The organism is Methylobacterium sp. J-001 (assembly GCF_022829565.1).
Lineage (GTDB): Bacteria > Pseudomonadota > Alphaproteobacteria > Rhizobiales > Beijerinckiaceae > Methylobacterium.
Window position 1 is genome coordinate 50,402 of record NZ_JAKSYN010000026.1, and the last position, 20,859, is coordinate 71,260.

Genomic DNA, 20,859 nt, shown 5'->3' on the forward strand with positions numbered 1-20,859 from the left:
GGATTCATGCAGCGCTCAAGCTGCACCGAACACCCGCGAGAAGATCGTGTCGACGTGCTTGAAGTGATAGCCGAGGTCGAAGCATTCCTCGATCTGTTCCGGCGTGAGCGCCGCGGTCACTTCCGGATCGGCCTTCAGCAGGGCGAGAAAGTCGCCCTCGCCGCGCCAGACCGGCATCGCGTTGCGCTGGACCAGCCGGTAGGAATCCTCCCGGGACACGCCGGCCTGGGTGAGCGCGAGGAGAACCCGCTGGGAATGAACGAGGCCGCCGAGGCGATCGAGGTTCTTCTGCATGTTCGCCGGATAGATCAGCAGCTTCTCGATCACGCCGGTCATGCGGGCCAGTGCGAAATCGAGGGTCACGGTGGCGTCGGGGCCGATCATCCGCTCCACGGAGGAGTGGGAGATGTCGCGCTCGTGCCATAGCGCGACGTTCTCCAGGGCCGGAACGACATAGCCGCGGACCATCCGGGCGAGGCCGGTGATATTCTCAGTGAGCACCGGGTTGCGCTTGTGCGGCATCGCCGAGGAGCCCTTCTGGCCCTCGGAGAAGAACTCTTCGGCCTCCAGGACTTCGGTGCGCTGCAGGTGGCGGATCTCGATGGCCAGGCGCTCGAGCGACGAGGCGACGACACCCAGTGTCGCGAAGAACATCGCGTGGCGGTCGCGCGGGATGACCTGGGTCGAGACCGGCTCAGCGGTCAGGCCCATCTTCTCTGCGACGTACTGCTCCACCCGCGGGTCGATGTTGGCGAAGGTGCCAACCGCACCCGAGATCGCGCAGGTGGCGACTTCCTCGCGCGCGGCGACGAGGCGCCGCCGGTTGCGCTCGAACTCGGCATAGGCCTGAGCGAGCTTGAGCCCGAACGTCACCGGCTCGGCGTGGATGCCGTGCGAGCGGCCGATGGTCGGCGTGAGCTTATGCTCGAGCGCGCGGCTCTTGAGCGCTGCCAGCAGCGCATCGACATCGGCGATCAGGAGGTCGGCGGCGCGCACCAGCTGCACGTTGAGGCAGGTATCCAGCACGTCCGACGAGGTCATGCCCTGGTGAACGAAGCGCGCTTCGGGGCCGACGATCTCGGCGAGATGGGTCAGGAACGCGATGACGTCGTGCTTCGTCACCGCCTCGATCTCGTCGATGCGGGCGACATCGAACACTGCGTCCTTCCCTTTGGCCCAGATGGTCTCGGCCGCCGCCTTGGGCACGACGCCGATCTCGGCGAGCGCCGTGGTGGCATGCGCCTCGATCTCGAACCAGATGTTGAAGCGACTCTCGGGCGACCAGATCGCCGTCATCGTCGGGCGGCTGTAACGGGGGATCATGGGAGCCTCGGCACGGTCGGGAATGCGTGCGTGGCCGGTAGCATGCGCCAGCCCGACCGCTCAATGCGGTTCACGCAGGCCTGCACCTTCGGCTCGGAACCTGACGCTTAATCCACCCGGACCCAGCCCGGTCCCATAAGCCGCTCTTGGGGGCGGAAGCGGGCCTTGTAGTCCATCTTGCGCGATCCCTCGACCCAGTAGCCAAGATAGAGATACGGCAAGCCGAGTCGGCGGGCCCGGCGGATGTGGTCGAGGATCATGAACGTACCGGGCGAGCGCCCGGCTTCCTCAGGATCGTAGAACGAGTAGACCATCGAGAGCCCGTCCGCGAGCACGTCGGTCAGGCAGAAGGCGAGCGGCGCGCCGTAGCCGCGCCCGGTGATCGCCGTGTCCGGGCCGCGCCGCCGGTAGGATACGAGATGCGTGTCGACGTGGCTGTCCTCGATCATCATGGCGTAGTCGAGCACCGTCATGTCGACCATGCCGCCATCCCCGTGGCGGGCATCGAGATAGCGGCGGAATAGAGCGTATTGCTCGGATGCCGGGCGGTTGGGCTCCGGCGTCCCGATCCAGTCGTCGTTGCGGGCCAGGATGCGTTTCTGGCTGGCGCTCGGCTCGAAATCGTCAACGACGACCCGCACCGAGATGCAGGCCCGGCAGGTCTCGCAGGCCGGCCTATAGGCAATGGTCTGCGAGCGCCGGAAGCCACCCTGGGTCAGGATCTCGTTGAGATCCCGGGCGCGGCGCCCGACCAAGTGGGTGAACACCTTCCGCTCCTCCTGACCCGGAAGGTACGGGCACGGCGAAGGTGCGGTGAGGTAGAATTGCGGAGTGTCGCGCGGATGGCTCGTCACGCTTGGTCTTGACCCTGCACCGGATGGTCCTCGCGGCGCCGGCAAACCAGTCTACAGGCAGAGCGGCCCGGCTCAATGCCCAAGCGGCTCGCCGGGCGACAAATTCAACGCGCGCGACGTATCTCAGCGCGCGTGAACGACGGCCAGGCCGAGCAACAGATCGTGACCCAGCCGGCGATCCGATCGCATCAGCCCGAACAAAATATCAAGGCACCAGAGCAGGAACGTCGAGACCGCAACGTAGAACAGCAGGGCGTGAACTGCAGCAGTGATAAAATCGACCGCTCCGCCGCGCTCGGGCGCGACGACGCGAAGACCCATCAATCGCTGACCGACCGTGCTCTGTTTGGCACCGCCGACCGTGATCGCGCTGTAAATGATACCGCTCGCGGGCAAGACGGCGAACAAGGTCCAGCCAAGTCCGAACGTCACGACGCCGATGACCGTGATCAGCAGTGTGAGCACGGCGGTGAAGCCGAAGATGAACAGGATGTCGAGGAGGTACGCGACCGTGCGAGCGCCCAGGCTTGCGCGAACGAACGGAACAGGCAGCGAGGCGGCGTAGCCGGAAGTTTCGAAGCGCTCGGCGTAACCGGGTTGTGGGTTCTGCATGGTGTCGCGTCCTGCGAGCAAGGCTGCAAAAGAAAACGTAAGAGCGCCCTGGATCAGCTGCAAGGGCCGTCCGGGTTGGGTTTAGTGCTCGGCAGGATCGTCGGCCGCGGCGTCCGGCGTTTCGAGATAGAAGCGCTTGAGCAAGTAGAGCGAGGGCCCCGATAGGTTGGCACCCTCTGTGGCCAGCGCGATGAGGGTCGCGCCAGCGTCGAAGCGGCAAGTCAGCCAATGCTGTCGATTGCCCTCTGCGTAGTCGACTCGAACTGTATCCGCCGCGGGGCCAGGCGCTGCCCGGAGGAGTCTGACACCAGCCTGAGGCGCGACTGCCGGCAAAGCGCGTCGGCACGTCGCGACCCGCTCCCGCCGCAGGGTATCCTGGCAGGCGGCGAGCCCCCCGAGGAAACCCGCCACCGCCGCTGTCCCGAGGAGCCAGCGGCGCGCGTGCCTCACGAGGCGTTGCGGAGGCGCTCGGCGACCCGAGGCGCGTGATAAGTCAGGATCCCGTCCGCGCCAGCGCGCTTGAAGGATAGAAGAGCCTCGACCATGGCGCGGTCGCCGTCGAGCCAGCCGTTGCGAGCCGCAGCCTCGATCATCGCGTACTCGCCCGACACCTGATAGGCGAAGGTCGGCACCTGGAACTCGTCCCGCACCCGGCGGATGATGTCGAGATAGGGCAGCCCAGGCTTGACCATGACCGAATCCGCCCCCTCCTCCAGGTCAAGGCGAACCTCGCGCAGCGCCTCCGCGGAATTGCCCGGATCCATCTGATAAGTGCGCTTGTCGCCGACCAATGCCGCCTTGGTGCCGATCGCATCGCGGAACGGCCCGTAGAACGCGCTGGCGTATTTGGCCGCGTAGGCCATGATCTGCACGTCGAGAAAGCCGGCCTTGTCGAGCCCAGCCCGAATCGCACCGACGCGCCCGTCCATCATGTCCGAGGGGGCGATGATGTCGGTCCCGGCCTCGGCCTGGATCAGGCTCTGCTCTACCAGGACCGCGACGGTCTCATCATTCAGGATGGCGCCGTCCTTCATCAAGCCATCGTGCCCGTGGCTTGTATACGGATCGAGCGCAACGTCGGTCATGATGCCGATCTCGGGAACCGCCTGCTTGACGGCACGCACCGCGCGGCAGACGAGATTGTGGGTGTTAAGTGCCTCCGAGCCGGTCGGATCGCGTAGCTCGACCTCGGTGTAAGGGAAGAACGATACCGCCGGGATGCCCAGCCGCGCCGCGCGCTCGGCATCGCGCACGATCTCGTCGACCGAGAGCCTCTCGACCCCCGGCATCGAGGCGATCGGCTCGCGCCGGCGCTCACCGTCGATCACGAACATCGGCCAGATGAGATCGTCGACGGTCAGCGTATTCTCGCGGACCAGGCGGCGCGACCAGTCCGCCTTGCGGTTACGGCGCGGGCGCTGGGTGATCTTCAGCCCTTCTGGCCGGGCGCTTTCGCGGGCGGCCTCCAGGGCGATCGGGCGCGGCTCGGGCAAAAGGTCTGACATGCGGCTTCGGTATCGTGCGCGCGGTAAGGCAACGATCGCGCGGCGCATCGGCGCTGGGGCCGCTGAACTAGCATAGAGGCCAGGCGCGGTGAAATCAGGCCGTTGACGCAGGGCGCCGGAACCGCTTCAACTCCGCGCTTCCCCCCGAGCATGGATCCCGGCCTCCCGACGATGAACCGGCCTTCTTCAATGATGAGCAGGCCATAGTGCCCGGCTCCTTCCCGATGCGACGCAAGAGCGCCCGCCCCGGCGATCCACCGACCGATCGGATCGAACGTGCGCAAGGGCCGGCACCCGGGACCTGGGACACGCTGCTCGTCTGGTTCATGCGGATCACAGCCCTCTTCTGGCTGGGGAAGTGCATCGCGTCCTGGGCGGAGATCCTCGACGTGCTTCCGGGATCGCGGCCCTTCGAGATCGAACCGTTCGGCCGGCAGGCGGCGATCGTTTACTTCGCCGTGGTGGATGCGGCAGCGGCCATTGGACTGTGGTTGACGAGCGCCTGGGGCGGCGTGATCTGGTTGCTGGCCGTCACATCCGCACTGACATTAGCGGTGTTGACCCCGCAACTCGTGCCGATGCCGGTGCCGCTGCTCGTATTCGGCCTGACCGTCGTGCTGATGTACTTCCTGCTGTCCTGGCTGGCGGCGCAGGAAGCACGGTGAACGAACCGTTCTGATCTTCGCTTCAGTTTGTCTTTACCGCGAAGAGTAAATCGGGAATTCATCCTGTCGCTTAAATCGCCTTTCATTCCCGACCCATAGCTTAGCCATCATCAGCGGCACCGGATCGAACGGAAGCCGCAGCATCAGACGGTGAGGCAGACGATGAAGACCCAGAGCGCCCGAGTCGCGAAGAGCGAGATCCCGGAAGAAGCCCCGTCCGCCAAGGGCTCCTACCTGGAGGCGCTCCACTTGGTCGAGCGGCTGCACCGCCGGCTCCTGGATGTGATCAAGGACGAGTTCGAACGGCGCGGCCGGGAAGACGTCAACAGCGTCCAGGCGCTGCTGCTGTACAACATCGGCGACAAGGAACTCACCGCGAGCGAGTTGCGGACCAAGGGCTACTATCTCGGCTCGAACGTGTCCTACAACGTCAAGAAGCTGGTCGAGGCCGGCTACCTGCACCACGCCCGCTCTAAGACGGACCGCCGCTCGGTCCGAATCAGCCTCACCGACAAGGGACGGCAGGTCCACGAGATCATCCAGGGTCTCTACGACAAGCATGCCCGAACGATCGCGCCGATCGGCGGCATCTCGGACGATGATTTCGGCCGGTTGAACACGGCCCTGGGCCGTCTCGAGCGCTTCTGGACCGACCAGATCCGTTACCGGCTCTGATCCGCCTTGCTCAGAGGTTCAGCAGACCGACGATCCCGGCGATGACCGCGTAGGCGAAGCCGGCATTGATGGCGACGCCGAACACGCCGATCACCAATCCGCCCATCACGACGAGGCCGTCGCGCTCGACGAGGCCGAGGCCCACGAGACAGACGGCGAGACCAAGAGGAATTTGCCCGACAATCGGCGCAGCCACGATCAGCGCCAACGCCAGCGTCAGCAAGGCGATCCCCATGCCACGCATGCCGAGCGCGGTCTCGAACACGCTCACTCGCGGACGCGACCAGCGCTCCAGCCGCCGCAGGATCGGGACCGCACGGGTGACCGCCCGCCGGACATCTGTGAGCGCGATCGAGCGACCAAGCAGAATCCGGGGCAGCCAGGGTGCCGACATGCCCGCCGCGATCTGCACGGCCACGAGAAGCAAAAGCAAGCCGCAGATCAGTGGGATCGGCGGTGGCATCGGCAGGCAGTTCGGCAAGCCGAGCAACACCACAAGCAACGCAAAGGCGCGATCCCGCAGGACCGCGACGATGTCGCCCACGGTGAGGCGCTCCCCCTCCTGGCTCGCCAGCACAGTGAGGACGTCCGACGTTCGTGCACCGGCAGTCAAGGATCCGCCAACCTTCGCTGTCCTGGGGCGGGCTCTAGCCGAGATCACCCGGCAGGCCAAGCGCGGGGCGCTCACGCGACCTCATACCGGTTGTGAACCGCGAAATTCAAACCTCAGATACGCATCTCGGGCTTCAAGTAAATCTGACGTCGACCCTAGCATTCAGGCCTGGCCGAGTGGCCTCGCGAATAAAACGCCTGCGCAATCCCAGGTATCTTTTTAGTGAATCCATGCCGAATCTGGCTGCCCATTCCCAAGATTAACACTAGGTTTACGGCCTCACCGCCGGGAGCCGCTCCGTGTGCATGCGCCGGATCGTCACGAAATGCCACACGAGGAGGATTGTTGCTGTCCTGGCGGCCCCAACTCTTCTTGCACAGGCACTTCCAGCACGCAGCGGCGAGATCGACACGCTGCTGTTCGGCAGTTTCGACGCGGCATCCGCGACATTTCTGACCGTCGGCGCGAAGGTCGGGCTGGGATCCCTCGACAAAGACGGCTTCGTCGCTTTAGCGAGCGTCGGCAGCGGCCGACAACGGGAACGCGGCGACGTCGGCCTACCGCGCACGCGCTACACGTTCAGCGCGGCGGCGGTGCTGGGTTATCAATGGTTCTTCAACTGGGGCGTGGCGGCCATCTTTGCGGGACCCGAAGGGTCGGTGGAGATGCTAGCCGACCCACACGCACCGATGGTCTTGCCTGCCGCGTATGGCCTGCGCGTGCACGGCGAGATCTGGGCCCGCCTGACCGAGAACACGCTCCTCCAAGCAACTGCCATCGGAGGCTCGACGCGCAGCAGCCTGTGGGCACGCTTGGCCTGGGGCTATCGGTGCTGGGATGCCTATCTCGGCCCTGAACTCAGCGTCTACGGCGATGAGACGGGCTATCAAAAATGGGATCTCGGTTTGCACGCGACCGATTTCGCCATCGCCCGCTACAGCTTTCGTGTGTCCGTCGGCCTCCAGACCGAGTCGGGCCGGCGACGTGCATCCCCTTACGTGGCGTTGGCAGTCTGGTCGCCCTGGTGATCAGGGTCGGGCTCGGCCCTCAAAGATCCGAGGAATCGGGCGGCATCCTGTTGAATTTCGATACGACGGTGCTCGCCCATGCCGCGCAGGGTTCGATAAGGCATCATCATCCGCTGATTTCCCGCCAGCTTGTCCTCGTTTTCGATCAAGAAATTCCAGTACAAGTAGTTGAACGGACAGGCGTCCGGCCCCGACTTGACCTTAACGTCGTACGCGCAGCCAGTGCAGTAATCTGACATGCGGTCGATATACGCTCCCGAAGCCGCGTAGGGCTTCGAACCCATCACGCCCCCGTCAGCCCACAGCACCATGCCGTGAACGTTGGGCAGTTCGACCCATTCATAGGCGTCGGCGAACACGATCAGGTACCATTCCTCGACCTGTGCCGGCTCCAGGCCGGCGATCAAGGCAAAATTGCCGGTCACCATCAGACGCTGAATGTGGTGAGCGTAGGCGTGGCGGCGGGTATCCGCGACCACGTTGGCGATGCAATTGAGCTTCGTCACGCCCGACCAGTAGAACCACGGCAAGTCCCGGCCCGCACCCAATGCGTTGGTCTCGCGATACTCAGGCATCCGCGCCCAGTAGACGCCGCGGACATATTCGCGCCAGCCGAGGATCTGCCGGATAAACCCTTCGACACAGTTGAGCGGGGCGGATCCATCCCGGTATGCGCGCTCGGCGGCCCAGCAGACTTCCTCGGCGGTCAAGAGGCCGGCATTCAGGGGCGGCGATAGCAGCGCGTGATACAGATACGGTGCCCCCGCCTTCATGGCGTCCTGATAATCACCGAACGTCGGCAAACAGACAGCGATGAAGTGCTTGAGCGCTGCGAGCGCATCGGCCCGGGTCACCGGCCAGGAGAAGGGTGCCAAATCGCCGAAATGATCGGCGAACTCCCGTTCGACCAGTGCAATAGTTTCGCGGGTTGTCGCATCGGGTTGGAAACCGATTCGGTCCGGCAGCCGATGTCCCTTGGGGAGGCGTTTCCGGTTGTCGGGATCGAAATTCCAGCGGCCGCCGACAGGCTCGCCGCCATCCATGAGCAGGCCGGTCCGACGCCGCATGCCGCGGTAGAACGTCTCCATTCGCAGATGGTGGCGCCCCTCGGCCCAGCGAGCGAAATCCTCGCGCGGGCACAGAAATCTGTTGTCCGAGCGGATCTCCAGCGGGACGGGCAACGTCTCGCGCCAGTCCTGCATCATATCCCATACCCGCCACTCGCCAGGCTCGGTGACGACGACTCGCTCGGGCGCGTGGCGCGCTACCGCGCGCTTCAACTCGCCGGTGAAGCTGCCGGCGTTGTCGGGATCGGTCAGGTGGACATAGTCGACCGTTACCCCCTCGGCCTCCAGTTCGGCCGCGAAATGGCGCATGGCTGCGAACAGGAAAGCGATCTTCTGCTTGTGATGGCGAACGTACGTCGCCTCGTCCCGCACCTCGACGAGCAGGACGGTGTCGCGTGCGAGATCGAGGTCGATCAGGCTCGATACGCGCCGATTCAGCTGATCGCCGAGGACGAAGCGGAGCGAGCCCCCGGTTCGCGCTGTAAATTTCGCTGCCACCCCTCAGCCCTTGGTACGCAGGGTCGCGCGACCGCCATCGACGCCGATCACTTGGCCGGTGATCCAGGCCGCCTCGTCTGAGACCAGGAAGGCCGCGAGCGCCGCGACATCCTCGGCACGACCGAGCCGCTGAAGCGCGTGCATGGCGGCGATTCCCTGGGCCAGGGTCTCGTTGCCGGTGATGGCAGCGGCCAGCGGCGTTCTTGTCAGTGACGGCGCAACCACGTTGACGCGGATCTGCGGCGCCAACTCGGCTGCGAGCGAGAGGCCGAGCCCCTCGACGGCGCCCTTGGCCATCGCGACGGAAGCATGGGCAGGAAACCCTTGCGCGGCCGCCACCGTCGAGAACAACACGATCCCGGACCCCGCCTCCCCGGCACCGGCCTTGAGCGCAGCGGCAGCGGATTGCACGGCCGAGAAGGCCCCAAGGGCATTGATGCGGAAATCAGACTCCGCATCGGCCCGGGTCAGGCGCCCAAGCGGCCGCAGGTTGATCGTGCCGATGGCGTAGACCAGGCCGGCCAGCTCAGAACCGGCCGCCTCGCTGGCGGCGGCGAAGAAGTCCGGATCGCCGACATCGCCCGCCGTGAACGTCGTTTCGCCGAGTTCGTCGGCCGCGCGCGACAGGCGCTCACCGTCCCGAGCCGCGAGATGAAGGGCATAACCACGGGCCCGTAACGCCCGGGCGGTGGCCAAGCCAATGCCGCCCGTCCCGCCGTAGATCAGAACCTGTCGCACCTGCGGTCCTCTTGCTACCCATCCTGCTCCGGACAAAGTAAGGCCGGTAGCGCCCCGGGGCAGGCGGCTGGCCGCTCCGCTCCACGTTCACAAGGTCGCAGGCGGCAAGCATGAAGTTCGCGTTCGCCGGCATCGACTTTTTAGGCGGCGTGTTCGAGGGTCTCGTCGAGGCCGGCTGGAAGCCGATCAAGCTGTTCACCCGGCCCTGCGACGGGATCTACGATCACAACGACGTGCTGGTCGCCCGTGCGCGTTCGATGCGCCTCCCAATCCAGCTGTCGCGCATCCGCGAACGCGATATCGAGGCGCTGCAGGCCGAGCATGGCAGGGATTGGGCTCTGGTGGTGGCGGGCTATCCCTGGCTGGTGAAGGGCTGGCGCGGCCGTGCCACCTACGGCCTGAACATCCACCCCTCCCCGCTACCGACCGGGCGCGGCCCCTACCCGCTGTTTCGGGCGGTCCTGGACCGTTACGAGACCTGGGGGGTCACCGCTCATGTGCTCGCCGATGGCTTCGACACCGGCGATATCCTGGCCCAGGACATCTTCAGCCTCGACACTATCGAATCTCACGAGACCGTGCTGGCCAAGTGCCAGATGGCGGCCCGGCGTCTTGCCATCGGACCGCTCGGCAAGGAATTGCCCGCGCGCTGGCGTCGCGCCGAGCCCCAGGGCGACGGCTCCTACTGGCCCCGGGCCACCGACGCCGACCGGACCCTCGATTTCCGCCAGGAAGTGGAGCCGATCCTGCGCCGGGTCCGGGCTTTCGGCACCGTCGAGACGATCGCTAGGCTGGGCGATGCGCGGGTCTACGTGGCCGAGGCGCTGGGCTGGCGCGAGCGCCATGGGCATATACCGGGGGCGGTGGTGCATCGCCATCGTCGGCACGTGGTGATCGCGGTGCTGGACGGCTACGTGCAGATCACCCGCTGGTCGCCGGTGCCTCTGGCCGAGGCGGGGCAGGTCGGTCGCTGAGATGGAGCGCTGAAACACCGGGAACACAATCGCGACGGCCGGGGTTTCCGCGAGCCCTGAACGTCACGGAGCCTTTCATGTCGACACGCGCAAGCCTCGCCGCAGCCCTCGGGTTTGCCGCGCTGTTCACCGGCACCGCCTTCGCGCAGGGCGTGATCGTCGAGTCCGACGATTTCGGCCCGGACGACGAGGTCGTGGTGCGCGACTATATCGTGAGCCGCCCAATAGGCCCCGGCCCAATCGTCGGCTCCATCCCGTTGCGTCCCGGCACCATCGTCCCGGAGGATGTGCGTCTGGCCCCGTTCACGGATGCGCCGAACCCGCGCTTACGGCGCTACGGCTATTTCGTGGCGCCGGGAGACAAGGTTGTCGTGGTTGATCCGACAACCCGAGCGGTCGTGCGCATCTTCGACCGCTAAGAACCGCGTTCGTCTTTCAACGCCGGTTCGGCTAACACCCTGGCGCGCACCAAGAATTGCGCCCGGGGGAAACATCATGAAGGCCAAGCCTTTTGCGCTCTCGAGCGAGACACTCCTCGTCTCGGTGCTGCTTCTCCTGTCGGCGGCCATGATGTTCGAGTGGATGGTCGACTCGCCCGAAAGCCCAGGGTACGCACTCCTGCGCGTGATGGGCGCTGCCCTCGCGGCCTTTGTGGCGATCCTGCCGTTCCGTAGAGCCTAGCAGCCACGCCTACCAGTCGCTCAGTGCGGCGCGCTTCCAGCGATCCCGGGCGACGCAGCGATACTCGAACGCTTCGTCCCAGGCATGGTCGCCAGGCGTGCAAGCCTCCCTGCTGTTGCGCGGCGGATTCGGTTGCGCCTCCCGGACCGAGGCGGCCTGGACTTGGCCCGCGTCGCTGACCTTGAATACCGCCCCCCTTGCCGTCCCATAGACGAGATCTTGACCGTCGAAACCAAGGGTGCGGGCAAAGCTCCCGTCTCGATGACCGTCCACGGCGATCGACTGGCCTGACCCCAGCAGGATCGGTACACCGGAAAATCGGCCGGCGGCGGTATCGATCCCGATTCCGTAGGTCCCCTCCCCCTGGAACGAAAAACCTCGATCGGTCACCGAGCCCGTGAGGTTGCCCAGCAGGATGCCATAGCCAGTATGGGCGCCCGGCACCCCGCCGGTAGAAATCTGCAGCCCGACCCGTTGCCGGTTACGGTCCGTGGTCGGCGACTGCGCAGAGACATCAATCTCCGCGCCGATGCAGGAGGCGACCGGGTCGGCTTCGTCGGTCATGTCCACGCAGTTGAAATTGCCCGCCCAGGACGGCCCAACTGGGCCGATTCCGTTGGCCTCCTTGAAAATCGTGCCGTTGACGGCGACGTTCTGCGCGCCCGTGCTGGCGAGGCTGCGATTGTGCAGTTCCCCCGTGATTGTCCACTCGTAGCCCGCATTGTGCGGACCCGACGAGCCAAGCGCCCAGAGCGCCTTGTAGGTATGGCCGGGCTCCCCCGATCCGTCGGGAATGTGTCGGTCGATCCGTAGAGTCGAGACCGCATCGAAGCCCGCGGGCCGGTTCCACAGGAAGGCGTGGCCGCCATCAAGACCGGGCAGGCCGCTGCCCTGCACATCGCGAGAAAAACCTGGTGGCCAAGGGAGGGGCAGTGCGTGGATTGCGGGCTGGTCTGGCGTCTCGGCACAGACAGTTGCCGGCATCGCGGCGAGGACAAGATAGACTGGAATCGTGAGGGCGGGGCGAAAGCGCATGATCGTCTCAGGATGTCCAGTTGAAGGTCTATCGGTCTTCGCGGCTACCCGCAGCTTGATGCGCCGGCACGGGAAAACGTTATGAGACCCGGCCCTTTGGTTGGGAGCCGACGCCCGGGCCGCGCGTTTGGATCCGACGGCAAGCCATGCTCAAATGCGACTTGGGCGAAAAGGGAGAGCGGCGGTGTCAAAGTCGCTGAAGTTTCTGCGGAACTGGTTTCTGCTGTCGATCCCGGTCGGGTTGTTTGTGGGGCGCTTTATAAAAGCCGGTAAGGGACCGCCTCTACGCAACGATGAACGTCGGTAGGATACGGGTCGCTTCGTAGGTGGGATACAGTGGCGTGGTGGTGCGGCGGTTCCTCCGCGAGCGTTCCGCCGATAGCCCTAGAGCTGCGATTTATTTTCCTACAAGCGTGGATGTGATCAATATATCATTAGCTGTTTCGATGCATCTTTACTGGCATCGCGCCATAGTGGCCGACTTCGTTAGGGTCATTCGGCCATGCCCCGCAACGCCAGGCCTCCGATCGCCTTCGTCGAGCGCCGTGCAAGCGCCCGACAGGCCACCGCTCTCCTGGCCTACGCCCAGCACCCGGACGGATCGCGCTTCCCCTGCCGGGTCCAGAACCTCTCCGACGGCGGCGCGATGCTGGAATTCCTCGGCCCGCACGTGGTCGTGCTGGAAACGGCCTTCGACCTCGTCTTGGCCAATTCCGATATGCGCTACGCGGTGAAGCTCATCTGGCGGAAGGAGCGGACCGCCGGGGTGTTGTTTTGTATGTAATAATAGTCAATTTTGTTGCACGGCCGGCGAAATCGGTCCGAAAATCATTTGGTTCTCGTAAAAAAGAACAAAACTCGGAACCGCATGACCGCTGCATGCAAATTATGCCCCGACGCAATCTAAGCAGTACTACACTTGCTTGGACTGCACCTAGATTCACCAGGTCATAATCAGTTCAGATTGTGTGGTGAGCGCGCTGGGACTCGAACCCAGGACCTACAGATTAAAAGTCCGTTGCTCTACCAGCTGAGCTACGCGCTCGCGTCCGAGGGACCGCCGGGGGCGGCCGCAGGGGGACGGCGCGTTCGCAATAGGTGAGCGGAGCCGGGGGGTCAACACGGGGCTGAGGCTGGAACATATTCACCGGCGCCGCGGGCGCGCTCGACGATGCCTCGGGCTTCGGCGAAGGCAGCGTCCGGGTCGAGCTCCGTGGTGTCCAACTGAACTGCGTCTTCGGCCATGCGTAGCGGTGCGGCGGCCCGGGAGGCGTCTCGGGCGTCGCGGGCTTCGATATCGGCCAGGATGGCCCCGAAGGTCGCGGCCTCGCCGCGGCCGGCAAGTTCCAAGTGGCGGCGACGGGCGCGCTCCTCGGACGAGGCGGTGATGTAAAGCTTCACGCTGGCATACGGGCAGACCACCGTCCCAATGTCGCGCCCGTCCAGGACGGCACCCTGGGGATCGGCCGCGAAGCGCCGCTGCCAAGCCAGCAGGGCGGCGCGAACCTCCGGGACCGCCGAAATCCGAGACGCGGCCTCGCCCATGGCGCGCTCGCGCAGGCGCGGGTCGTCGAGCCTGTCGACGTCGAGACCACGCGCTGCGTCGGACGCCGCCGCAGAATCGTCCAGCGACAAGCCAGCATCGATCAGCGTCAGCGCGACCGCGCGATAGAGCAGCCCCGTATCGAGATGGGGCAACCCGTAATGATCCGCCAACCGCTTGGCCAGCGTTCCCTTGCCCGACGCAGCCGGGCCGTCGATCGCGATGATGAGCGGCATGATCTAGGCCTCGATCCGGCCACCGAGGGCCTGCATGGACGGCAGGAAGCTGGGGAAGCTCGTGGCAATCATCGCGCCATCGTCCACCGTGACCGGCGCCTTCGTGGCGAGCCCCATCACCAGGAACGCCATGGCGATCCGGTGATCGAGATGCGTTGCCACCAGGCCGCCGCCGGGCGCGGCCGTGCCGTCGCCCTCGACCACGAGGTCGTCGCCCTTCACGCTGTGTCGGACGCCGTTGGCAGCGAGCCCCGCCGCCACGGCCGCGAGGCGGTCGGATTCCTTCACCCGCAATTCGTGCAGCCCATTCATACGTGTCCGGCCCGCGGCGAAACTCGCTGCCACCGCCAGGACCGGGTACTCGTCGATCATCGCGGGCGCGCGCTCGGCCGGTACGTCGACACCGGTGAGACGGCTCGCCCGCACGCGCAGGTCCGCGACGGTCTCCCCGCCCTCCTCACGCTCGGCCACGCGCTCGATCTGCGCGCCCATCTCGAGGAGGGTGGTGATAAGCCCGGTGCGCAGCGGGTTCATCATCACGCCCTCGATCACCACGTCGGAGCCGGGCACGATCAGGGCCGCCACCAAAGGGAAGGCCGCCGAGGACGGATCGGCCGGGACGATCACGTCGGTGCCACGCAGAGTCGGCTGCCCGGTGAGCGCGATCTTGCGACCATGGCCGCCCGGCCCGTGCGGCTCCACGCGAACTTCGGCGCCGAAGAGGCGCAGCATCCGCTCGGTGTGGTCGCGGGTGGCGGCCGCCTCGATCACCGTGGTGGTGCCGGGGGCGTTGAGACCGGCGAGCAGCACCGCCGACTTGATCTGTGCCGAGGCCGCCGGGGTCTCGTAGGTGATCGGGATCGCCTCGTTGAGGCCGCGCAGGGTCAGGGGCACGCGGCCACCATCGGCCTCGGACAGCACCTGCGCGCCCATGCGGGTGAGCGGATCGAGGATCCGGCGCATCGGGCGCGAGCGCAGCGACGCGTCGCCGTCGAAAGTCGCGGTGACCGGCTGGCCGCCGACCACGCCCATCATGAGCCGCGAGCCGGTGCCGGCATTGCCGAAATCCAGAACCTCGGTCGGATCAGTGAGGCCGCCGATGCCCACGCCTCGCACCACCCAGCGCCCTTCGCCGAGGCGCTCGACGCCGGCGCCGAGCGCCTTCGCGGCAGCTGCGGTGCGCAGCACGTCGTCGCCCTCCAGCAGGCCCTCGACCCGGGTCTCGCCTTGGCTCAACAGCCCCAGGATCATGGCCCGGTGCGAGATCGACTTGTCGCCGGGCGGACGCAGGCGCCCGTTGAGCGGCGTGCCCGGTGCGGCGGTGAGGGGTTGGGGAGGCGAGTCGTGCGACACGGGGGTGTCCGTTCGGGAGTCTCGGGTGGGCCAGGATCCGGCGCATTGCGCGGGGGCGCCGCGGAGCTGCAATCGGTCGGTGAACTGGCGGCGCGGTTAACACGCGTGCCGGCCCGCGTCATCCATCGCGCCCGGTGGCTGACGACCCTGAAACGGGGGGCTGCGGCTCGATTGACAGGGTCAGAGGCCGCGACTAACGGGCCCGTCTTTCGAAGACGGCAGAGACGACGAGGTGTGCGCCCGTGGCCCGACCCGAACTTGGCATGAAGCGCCAATGCATGAGTTGCGGCGCGAAGTTTTACGACCTCGCTCGCGATCCTGCGAGCTGCCCGAAATGCGGTGCGCTCTACCAGGCGGCGGCGAGCCGCGTCGCAGCGCCCGTCTTGGCACGGGCCCCGGAGGCCGACGACGCGGATGAGACGGACGAGAAGGGTCCGGAATTGGTCTCCCTCGACGAGGTGGAGGCTGCCGAGGACGAGGCGGATCCGACGCCGGAGGACGTCACCGCCGACGAGGACGGGGAGTCCGACGCGGACGACACTTTCCTCGAGGAGGAGGATTCCGGCGACGACGTCTCCGACCTGATCGGCGGCGATCTAGAAACCGACGAAGAAAGCTGACCCCATTTCGAGCCCTCCCTTCGAAGAGTCTGCGGCGAGTCGGAGGGGGTCGGCATTTCGGCGAAGAAAGGCCGAAAAAAGGGGTTGAGTCCGCGTCACGAGCCGCCTATAGAACCGGCGTCGCCGGACGCAACCCGGTTGGCGAGACCCCGCGGGACCCAAACCGCGGTGGACAAGTGGGGCCTTAGCTCAGCTGGGAGAGCGCTTCCATGGCATGGAAGAGGTCATCGGTTCGATCCCGTTAGGCTCCACCATTCTTCCTTCAGCGTGACGCCGCCGGTCCAGGCCGGCACCGCTGGGAAACTCGGAAATTCCTTATCCAGCGAAGGACCGGCTCACCGGTTCAGGTGCCCGAGCGGCAGCGCCGTCGTGTACTTCACTTGGCCGAGCGCGAAGCTGGAGCGGATGTTGGCCACCCCCGGGATGCGGGTGAGGTGGTCGAGAACCAGTCGCTGGTACTGGCCGAGATCCTCCACCACCACCCGCAGCATGTAGTCGGCCTCGCCGCTCATCAGGTAGCATTCCATCACCTCCGGGCGGCTGCGCACCGCCTCGTCGAAGGCCTGGAGGGCGGCCTGGGTCTGCTTCTCCAGGGAGACGTGGACGAAGACATTAACCGCGAGCCCGAGGCTCATCGGATCCACCACCGCGACGCAGCCCCGGATGATCCCGGCCTCCTTCAGGTCGTTGACCCGGCGCCAGCACGGCGAGGTCGAGAGCCCGACCTGCTCGGCGAGGTCGGCGATGCTGATCTCGCTGTCCTGCTGCAGGCGTTCGAGGATGCGCAAGGAGGCTGCGTCGAGATGGGCCGGTCGGGAGACCATTTTTTCGCTCTTCGGTTTGCCGTGGGCATAGCATGCCGCCGATTGCGGTGCGGCAGGAAAGTTTTGGCGCCCATCGATGTGGGAGCCCGTTTCGGCGCGCACCCAACGTCATTACGAGCGTAGCGAAGCAACCCAGGGAACCTCCACGGTTAGAGATCGCGCGCCGCCCTGGGTTGCTTCGCTGCGCTCGCAATGACGGCAAGGAACGATCGAACCGGACGTCGCATCGGAGGCCGGCAAATGGGCCGGCACGGACGGCGGTACGATCTACCGAATTCATCGGTCAACCCGGCAAAATATGCCAATCTTCGCGCGCGAAGAACAAAAGTTCGGCATGTCGCCCCGCGGCGGAATCCGTATGCTCCGATCAAAAGCTGGGAGCTGCGCCGATGAACGCCATACCGCCGAGGACGACGATCGCGCGGTCCGCCGAGGTCGATCACGATCCGGCCGAGACCCAGGATTGGCTGTCCGCCCTCGAATCGCTGTTCCGTACTGAGGGCGCGGCCCGGGCGCGGTTCATCCTCGACCGGCTGGAGCGGCGCTCGAAAGAGATCGGCATCCTCGACGAGGCCCTGCCCTACTCGCCGTACCGCAACACCATCGCGCTGGAGAAGCAGCCGCGCTACCCGGGCGACCTCGACATCGAGGAGCGGCTCACCTCGATCATGCGCTGGAACGCGCTCGCCATGGTGGTGCGCGCCAACATGGCCTATGGCGAACTCGGCGGGCACGTGGCGAGCTACGCCTCGGCGGCGGAGCTGTTCGAGGTCGGGTTCAACCACTTCTTCAAGGGCGGTGCGGACGGCGACCTCGTCTACTTCCAGCCGCACTCGGCGCCGGGCGTCTACGCCCGCGCCTTCCTGGAAGGGCGGCTCTCCGAGGATCAGCTGAAGCACTACCGCCAGGAGATCGCCGGCGACGGCCTCTGCTCCTATCCGCATCCCTGGCTGATGCCGGATTTCTGGCAGGTCCCGACCGGCTCGATGGGCATCGGCCCGATCCATGCGGTCTACCAGGCGCGGTTCATGCGCTATCTCGGCCATCGCGGCTTGGTCGATACCTCCGCCCGGCACGTCTGGGGCGTGTTCGGCGACGGCGAGATGGACGAGCCGGAATCGATCGGCGGCCTGGCGCTCGCCGCCCGGGAGAAGCTCGACAACCTCACCTTCGTCATCAACTGCAACCTGCAGCGGCTGGACGGCCCGGTGCGCGGCAACGGCCAGATCATCCAGGAGCTGGAAAGCCTGTTCCGGGGCGCGGGCTGGAACGTCATCAAGGTGCTGTGGGGCTCGGAGTGGGACGCGATCTTCGCCCGCGACACCAACCACGCCCTGCTGCGCCGCTTCGCCGACACCGTGGACGGCAAGTACCAGACGCTCGGCGCCAAGGACGGCGCCTACAACCTCGCGCATTTCTTCGGGGAGGACGAGGAGGTCCGCGAGTTGGTCGCGCACATGTCGGATGCCGACGTGGACAAGCTGAAGCGCGGCGGCCACGATTTCCGCAAGCTCTACGCCGCCTTCGCCGCCGCCAAGGCGACCAAGGGCCGGCCGACCGTGATCCTGGCTAAGACCAAGAAGGGCTACGGCATGGGCGGCGCGGGCGAGTCGCGCATGACCGCCCACCAGGCCAAGAAGCTCGACGTCGATGCGCTGCGCGCCTTCCGCGACCGTTTCGCTCTGCCGCTCTCCGACGCGCAGGTGGAGGGCCTGGCCTTCTACAAGCCGGCCGAGGATGGGGCCGAGATGCGCTACCTGCGCGAGCGCCGGGAGATGCTGGGCGGCGTGCTGCCGGCCCGCCGCCGGACCGCACCCACCGTGACGGTACCGCCGCTCTCGACCTATGCGGGCTTCGCCCTGGAGGCGGCCGGCAAGGAGATGTCGACCACCACGGCGGTGGTCCGGCTGTTCGGCAACCTGCTGAAGCACAAGGATCTCGGGCCGCGCGTCGTCCCGATCGTCGCCGACGAGGCGCGCACATTCGGCATGGCCAACCTGTTCCGGCAGGTCGGGATCTACGCGCCGGAGGGGCAGCTCTACGAGCCGGAGGATGCCGGCTCGATGCTCTATTACCGCGAGGCGCGCGACGGGCAGCTGCTGGAAGAGGGCATCACCGAGGCCGGGGCGATCTCGTCCTGGACCGCGGCGGCCACCGCCTACAGCGTCCACGGCCTGTCGATGCTGCCGTTCTACATCTACTACTCGATGTTCGGCTTCCAGCGGGTCGGCGACCTGATCTGGGCGGCGGCCGACCAGCGCGCCCGCGGTTTTTTGATCGGCGCCACGGCGGGCCGCACGACGCTCGGCGGCGAGGGCCTGCAGCACCAGGACGGGTCGAGCCACCTCGCCGCCGCCGGAATCCCGAACTGCCGGGCCTATGACCCGGCCTTCGCCTACGAGATGGCGGTGATCGTCGATCGCGGCGCCCGGGCGATGATGGAAGAGGACGAGGACGCCTTCTACTACCTCACTGCCATGAACGAGAATTACGCCCAGCCCTCCATGCCGGAGGGGGCCGAGGCCGGCATCCTCAAGGGGATGTACCGCCTGTCGGGGCCGGATTCGGAGACCGCCGCGGTGCGGCTGCTGGGCTCGGGCGCGATCCTGCCCGAGGTGATCGCGGCCGCCGGACTGCTGGCGCAGGATTGGGGCATTGCCGCCGAGCTGTTCAGCGTCACCAGCTTCAGTGAGCTGGCCCGCGACGCCCGCGAGGCCGAGCGTCAGGCGATGCTCCACCCCGAGTCCGAGGCGCCGACTAGCCACGTGGCCGCCCTGCTGCCGGGCGCGACCCCGATCGTGGCGGCGACCGACTACGTCCGCGCCTACCCGCAGCTGATCGCCTCCTATGTCGGGGCACGGTTCGTGGCGCTCGGCACCGACGGGTTCGGCCGCAGCGACACCCGCAACGCGCTCCGCCGCTTCTTCGAGGTGGACCGCCAGCACGTGGTGGTGGCCGCCCTGCACGCGCTGGCCGAGGCCGGCACGGTGCCGCGCGCCACGGTCGCCGAGGCGATCCGGCGCTATGGGATCGACGCGGACACGCCGGCGCCCTGGACGATCTGACGGCCAGTGCGACCTGAGGAACTCCCACCCGCGACCTCCTCCTGAGGTGCGTCCGCGGAGCGGACGCCTCGAAGGAGCCCTCCAGCCGGCCGCGTGATCCCTGGAGGTCTCCTTCGAGGCTGCTGCGCAGCACCTCAGGATGAGGGGAGTGGGTGGAGGATCCCCCGAAGATCACAAACGCTTCGCGAGGCCCGCCCCGGACCTCGCCCCACCAAAAAACAATCCGCCCACGACAAGCCACGGAAACCCGCCCGCATGAGCGCCGCGCTGCAGATCGCCCTCCCGGATATCGGCGATTACCGGGACGTGCCGGTGATCGAACTCCTGGTGAAGCCGGGCGACCGCCTCGCCGTGGACGACCTGATCCTCAGCATCGAATCCGACAAGGCGACCATGGAGGTCCCCTCCCCGGTGGCCGGCACCGTGCGGGAATTGCTGGTCGCTGTGGGCTCGAAGGTCTCGGAGGGGACGCCGATTCTCGTGGTCGAGCCTGCGGAGGGCGGTGAGGCGGCTGACGCGCCTCCTCCTCCCCCCTCTGCGGGGGAGGGTACCCTGCGCAGCAGGGGGGGAGAGGGGCAGCGCGACGATGCGGGTTTCACACCTGTCGTGCCTCTTCCGGATACCGCGCTCCCCTCTCCCGACCCCCTTCGGGGGCCACCCTCCCCCCTTCGCGGGGGAGGGTGGCCCACGAAGGGGGTTGGGGGAGGGGGTGGCAGGATCCGGAAGGGGCACGACAGGTGTGAAACCCGCATCGTCGCGCTGCCCCTCTCCCCCCCTGCCGCGCATTGTACCCTCCCCCGCAGAGGGAGGAGGAGGAGGCGCGTCAGCCGCCTCACAGCCCTCCGCAGGCTCGACCACGAGAATCGGCGTCCCCTCCGAGACCTTCGAGCCCACAGCGACCAGCAATTCCCGCACGGTGCCGGCCACCGGGGAGGGGACCTCCATGGTCG

At 66.6% G+C, this 20,859-nt stretch carries 20 protein-coding genes, 2 tRNA genes and 2 pseudogenes; 11 read left to right on the forward strand and 13 right to left on the reverse strand.

Annotated elements, in window-relative coordinates; genetic code table 11:
* Positions 1–15 precede the first annotated feature (15 nt).
* From purB to hemB, 4 genes are all read right to left on the reverse strand, one after another.
* A complete protein-coding gene (purB, locus tag MKK65_RS01330) occupies positions 16–1,323 on the reverse strand; it encodes an adenylosuccinate lyase (RefSeq protein ID WP_243954644.1) in 1,308 nt (435 codons plus the stop codon).
* Positions 1,324–1,430: 107 nt separating this feature from the next.
* Positions 1,431–2,177 (reverse strand): arginyltransferase, encoded by a 747-nt coding sequence (locus MKK65_RS01335; protein WP_058193383.1) that lies wholly within the window; start codon positions 2,175–2,177, stop codon positions 1,431–1,433.
* 123 nt (positions 2,178–2,300) lie between these two features.
* Positions 2,301–2,789, reverse strand: a complete 489-nt coding sequence (locus MKK65_RS01340; RefSeq protein ID WP_058193384.1) for an RDD family protein — start codon at positions 2,787–2,789, stop codon at positions 2,301–2,303.
* Between the two features lie 446 nt (positions 2,790–3,235).
* Positions 3,236–4,294 carry a porphobilinogen synthase gene (gene hemB / locus MKK65_RS01345; protein WP_243954646.1) on the reverse strand — a complete coding sequence of 353 codons (1,059 nt, stop codon included), beginning with the start codon at positions 4,292–4,294 and terminating at the stop codon, positions 3,236–3,238.
* 224 nt (positions 4,295–4,518) lie between these two features.
* On the opposite strand from hemB, the gene MKK65_RS01350 reads away from it, so the two are divergent.
* Positions 4,519–4,959: a DUF6163 family protein gene (locus tag MKK65_RS01350; protein WP_243954648.1), complete on the forward strand. Its 441-nt coding sequence runs from the start codon at positions 4,519–4,521 to the stop codon at positions 4,957–4,959.
* Between the two features lie 162 nt (positions 4,960–5,121).
* Complete coding sequence (gene ldtR, locus MKK65_RS01355; RefSeq protein ID WP_243954650.1) at positions 5,122–5,634, forward strand: transcriptional regulator LdtR; 513 nt, start codon at positions 5,122–5,124, stop codon at positions 5,632–5,634.
* Between the two features lie 10 nt (positions 5,635–5,644).
* On the opposite strand, the gene MKK65_RS01360 is transcribed toward ldtR, so the two are convergent.
* Complete coding sequence (locus MKK65_RS01360) at positions 5,645–6,247, reverse strand: exopolysaccharide biosynthesis protein (RefSeq protein WP_279596439.1); 603 nt, start codon at positions 6,245–6,247, stop codon at positions 5,645–5,647.
* A gap of 305 nt (positions 6,248–6,552) precedes the next feature.
* Between MKK65_RS01360 and bcsS the strand changes: the two genes are divergently transcribed.
* A complete protein-coding gene (gene bcsS, locus MKK65_RS01365) occupies positions 6,553–7,275 on the forward strand; it encodes a cellulose biosynthesis protein BcsS (RefSeq protein WP_243954652.1) in 723 nt (240 codons plus the stop codon).
* On the opposite strand, the gene MKK65_RS01370 is transcribed toward bcsS, so the two are convergent.
* Both MKK65_RS01370 and MKK65_RS01375 read right to left on the reverse strand, forming a co-directional pair.
* Positions 7,242–8,840 carry a cryptochrome/photolyase family protein gene (locus tag MKK65_RS01370; protein ID WP_243954654.1) on the reverse strand — a complete coding sequence of 533 codons (1,599 nt, stop codon included), beginning with the start codon at positions 8,838–8,840 and terminating at the stop codon, positions 7,242–7,244. The genes bcsS and MKK65_RS01370 overlap by 34 nt on opposite strands.
* Positions 8,841–8,843: 3 nt before the next feature.
* Positions 8,844–9,578 (reverse strand): SDR family NAD(P)-dependent oxidoreductase, encoded by a 735-nt coding sequence (locus tag MKK65_RS01375; protein WP_243954655.1) that lies wholly within the window; start codon positions 9,576–9,578, stop codon positions 8,844–8,846.
* A gap of 110 nt (positions 9,579–9,688) precedes the next feature.
* On the opposite strand from MKK65_RS01375, the gene MKK65_RS01380 reads away from it, so the two are divergent.
* The 3 genes from MKK65_RS01380 to MKK65_RS01390 all read left to right on the forward strand — a co-directional run bounded on the left by MKK65_RS01380 (position 9,689) and on the right by MKK65_RS01390 (position 11,233).
* Entirely contained in the window at positions 9,689–10,552 is an 864-nt protein-coding gene (locus MKK65_RS01380; RefSeq protein WP_243954657.1) for a formyltransferase family protein, read from the forward strand.
* Between the two features lie 77 nt (positions 10,553–10,629).
* On the forward strand, positions 10,630–10,971 hold the full coding sequence (locus tag MKK65_RS01385; RefSeq protein ID WP_058193393.1) for a hypothetical protein: 342 nt from the start codon (positions 10,630–10,632) through the stop codon (positions 10,969–10,971).
* A gap of 76 nt (positions 10,972–11,047) precedes the next feature.
* A complete protein-coding gene (locus tag MKK65_RS01390; protein WP_243954659.1) occupies positions 11,048–11,233 on the forward strand; it encodes a hypothetical protein in 186 nt (61 codons plus the stop codon).
* A gap of 9 nt (positions 11,234–11,242) precedes the next feature.
* On the opposite strand, the gene MKK65_RS01395 is transcribed toward MKK65_RS01390, so the two are convergent.
* Positions 11,243–12,268: a hypothetical protein gene (locus MKK65_RS01395; RefSeq protein WP_243954661.1), complete on the reverse strand. Its 1,026-nt coding sequence runs from the start codon at positions 12,266–12,268 to the stop codon at positions 11,243–11,245.
* Positions 12,269–12,770: 502 nt separating this feature from the next.
* On the opposite strand from MKK65_RS01395, the gene MKK65_RS01400 reads away from it, so the two are divergent.
* Positions 12,771–13,052, forward strand: coding sequence for a PilZ domain-containing protein (locus MKK65_RS01400; protein ID WP_243954663.1), 282 nt, complete (start codon positions 12,771–12,773; stop codon positions 13,050–13,052).
* Positions 13,053–13,237: 185 nt separating this feature from the next.
* On the opposite strand, the gene MKK65_RS01405 is transcribed toward MKK65_RS01400, so the two are convergent.
* The 3 genes from MKK65_RS01405 to aroA form a co-directional block, all read right to left on the reverse strand.
* Positions 13,238–13,313, reverse strand: a tRNA-Lys gene (locus MKK65_RS01405).
* Between the two features lie 71 nt (positions 13,314–13,384).
* Positions 13,385–14,047 carry a (d)CMP kinase gene (cmk, locus tag MKK65_RS01410; RefSeq protein ID WP_243954666.1) on the reverse strand — a complete coding sequence of 221 codons (663 nt, stop codon included), beginning with the start codon at positions 14,045–14,047 and terminating at the stop codon, positions 13,385–13,387.
* A gap of 3 nt (positions 14,048–14,050) precedes the next feature.
* Entirely contained in the window at positions 14,051–15,400 is a 1,350-nt protein-coding gene (aroA, locus tag MKK65_RS01415) for a 3-phosphoshikimate 1-carboxyvinyltransferase (RefSeq protein ID WP_243954667.1), read from the reverse strand.
* A 242-nt stretch (positions 15,401–15,642) separates the two neighbouring features.
* Here aroA and MKK65_RS01420 point away from each other — a divergent pair, with 242 nt between their 5' ends.
* Both MKK65_RS01420 and MKK65_RS01425 read left to right on the forward strand, forming a co-directional pair.
* Entirely contained in the window at positions 15,643–16,020 is a 378-nt protein-coding gene (locus MKK65_RS01420; RefSeq protein WP_243954669.1) for a TIGR02300 family protein, read from the forward strand.
* A 178-nt stretch (positions 16,021–16,198) separates the two neighbouring features.
* Positions 16,199–16,274 (forward strand) — tRNA-Ala (locus tag MKK65_RS01425).
* Between the two features lie 81 nt (positions 16,275–16,355).
* Here the strand turns inward: MKK65_RS01425 and MKK65_RS01430 are convergent.
* Positions 16,356–16,844: an Lrp/AsnC family transcriptional regulator gene (locus tag MKK65_RS01430; protein WP_243954671.1), complete on the reverse strand. Its 489-nt coding sequence runs from the start codon at positions 16,842–16,844 to the stop codon at positions 16,356–16,358.
* A 389-nt stretch (positions 16,845–17,233) separates the two neighbouring features.
* Here MKK65_RS01430 and mdeB point away from each other — a divergent pair, with 389 nt between their 5' ends.
* On the forward strand, positions 17,234–19,909 hold the full coding sequence (gene mdeB, locus MKK65_RS01435) for an alpha-ketoglutarate dehydrogenase (RefSeq protein ID WP_243954673.1): 2,676 nt from the start codon (positions 17,234–17,236) through the stop codon (positions 19,907–19,909).
* Between the two features lie 255 nt (positions 19,910–20,164).
* Positions 20,165–20,332, forward strand: a pseudogene (locus MKK65_RS31465) (biotin/lipoyl-containing protein); the annotation flags it as partial.
* A gap of 474 nt (positions 20,333–20,806) precedes the next feature.
* On the opposite strand, the pseudogene MKK65_RS31470 reads toward MKK65_RS31465, so the two are convergent.
* Positions 20,807–20,854 (reverse strand): annotated as a pseudogene (locus MKK65_RS31470) (hypothetical protein); the annotation flags it as partial.
* Positions 20,855–20,859: the final 5 nt, after the last annotated feature.